A 2213-nucleotide genomic window follows, 5' to 3' on the forward strand; every position below is an offset into this window, starting at 1 on the left:
TCTCGGTTTTAGCAACCTCTATCTCGCGAACGCCGATCGCCGTCGTGTGCGTAAATATCAGATCCTTTAAATTTTGCGCGTCCTGCTTGCGGCACAGCGCGTTTAGCTCAAAGCCCGCGCGCCCCTTTTTCATAAAAATAGACCTGCTAAATACGTCCAGCGCGCCGCTATCTCGCAAAATATCGCACGCAAAGGCAAAGCTCTCGGCGTCCATATCGTCGATATTAGTGGAGATTAAAATCTGCTCGCAAACCTCGCCGTAGCCGGTTTGCGCGCTTAAATTCGGCTCGTCTTTCGCGCCTAAATCCTCGCTCGTTTCGCAAAGCATTACGCGAAGCGCGTTGGCAAAATCCGCGGCCTCTTTATCGCCCGCGCCGTAGCCCGTGCTTAAAATTTTAAAATTTCTCGGCGGTTCGCGGCGGTCTTGATCTCTTAAATTTAGCGCGCAGGCCTTCAAAATCGCCGCTCCCGTGGGCGTAGTCGTCTCGAAATTTGCCCGCCCTAAGCTTACTTGTGCGCCTTTTAAAATTTCGCAAACGGCGGGTGCCGGCACGCTAAGAGCGCCGTGATCGCAGATCGCTACGCCGCCGCCAAGCTCGATTTTAGAGCTTACGACGCGCGAGACGCCGAGCTTTTCAAAAAGATACTCGAGGCAGATCGCCGCGCCAGCGACGTCGGCGATGCTATCGATCGCGCCGATTTCGTGAAAATGCACCCGATCTACCTCTGTGCCGTGGACTTTGGCCTCGGCCTGCGCAATCGTGCGAAATATCGCGCCCGCTCTTTGTTTGCAGCTCCGGCTTAAATTTGAACTCTCTAAAATTTGTCTGATATCCGCGTAGCTTCTGGCGTGGGGCTGCGATTTTAGCGGCATGACGTCGATTTTGGTCGCGGCGATGCCGTTTTTTAGCACGTTTTTACGCTCCAGACGAAATTCGCCGGCTAAATTTAACTTCTCTAGCTCGGCGCAAAGATAGCCAAAATCCACGCCGAGCTCCACCAGCGCGCCTAAATTCATATCGCCGCTGATACCAGCGCTAGCGTCGTAATATAAAATTTTAGCCAAGCCTAGGCCTTAGGCACCGTCATCGAGCCAAACGGCAGGATGATGATTTTAGCGTCCGCGCCCTTTTGCGCGAGCGCGTCATCCACGGCCTTTTGGATGTCGTGATACGGTTTTAGATGCACGGCGCGCATCTCATCGTCGCTAAGCTCGCTCACCGCCCAAGTCTGCGCCCAGAGTGAGATTTCGGCCATTTTGGCGGCCTTGTGATAGCCGAGCTTAAAGCCCGCGCTAATCTTTTCTAGCACCTTTTTAGGCGTATCCGCGGAGGCCATCAGATCAAAAAATGGCTTTGGTCCGATGCCCGTGCGGCATTTTGCGACCATTATTAAAATTCCATCCTGCGCAAGTGCTAGTTTGCCGTTATCTAGGGCTTTTTGCGCTTGGTAGAGATCAACGTCCATCGGATATGGCGCGACCGAGATCACGATGTCGGCCTTGCGCGGGATATTTACGCAAAACACTTCGTCTGCCTTTTTCACGCAGTCGTAAAAGCTGTCGTTGAGGTCGCCCGCGCTCGCGTAATACACGCCGTGCTCGCTGTCAAGTACCGTCTGGATCGAAAAAACGTCGATATGCGCTAGCACTTTCATCGCGTCGATCATATCCTCGTGCACCGGGTTGCCCTCTAGTCGCAGAGCTTGCGCGTCGGCGCTTAGGGCTAGCTTGTGATTTTGCGTGATGCTCTCATACGACGCGGTGCCCGGCAAAAATGCCTTTCTGCCGCCCGTGTAGCCCGCGAAATAGTGCGGCTCAACCGAGCCTATGACGATTACTTTTTTGGCTTCTGCCACGATTTTGTTTAGATACATCTGCGTGCCGTTTTTGGACTCGCCTAAAAACATCATCTCGTCGTGCTTGGAGTCGTGATCGTGAACTTCGTTTTTGGCGTTAAGCTCGGCGTAAATTTCTTTGCCGAAGATCATCTCGTACTCATCGAGCGTGCCCTCTCTGTGGCAGCCGGTGGCGATGATGAAAATTTTATTTTTCTCGCGGATTTTCGGGTAAATTTGCTTTAAAATTTTTGCCGTCGGCGTAGGTCTCGTGCCATCGTTTACGATGATGACGATCTTTTGCTCGCCCGCGATAAACTCGTCAAAGCTTTTTTGATTTATCGGATTTGCCAGAGCCTTTGCGATGAGCGCCGTTT

Annotated in this window: 2 protein-coding genes; both read right to left on the reverse strand. The window is 52.6% G+C overall.

The window, feature by feature from the left end; genetic code table 11:
• Window positions 1–1066 (reverse strand): nickel pincer cofactor biosynthesis protein LarC (larC, locus tag Q0546_RS03850; RefSeq protein WP_298790697.1); only part of this gene is annotated, 1066 nt, incomplete at its 3' end.
• 2 nt (window positions 1067–1068) lie between these two features.
• Window positions 1069–2213: nickel-dependent lactate racemase (gene larA / locus Q0546_RS03855; protein ID WP_298790700.1), on the reverse strand; the 1145-nt coding region annotated here is incomplete at its 5' end.

The sequence above is a fragment of the uncultured Campylobacter sp. genome, assembly GCF_937997465.1.
In the GTDB taxonomy this organism is placed as follows: domain Bacteria; phylum Campylobacterota; class Campylobacteria; order Campylobacterales; family Campylobacteraceae; genus Campylobacter_A.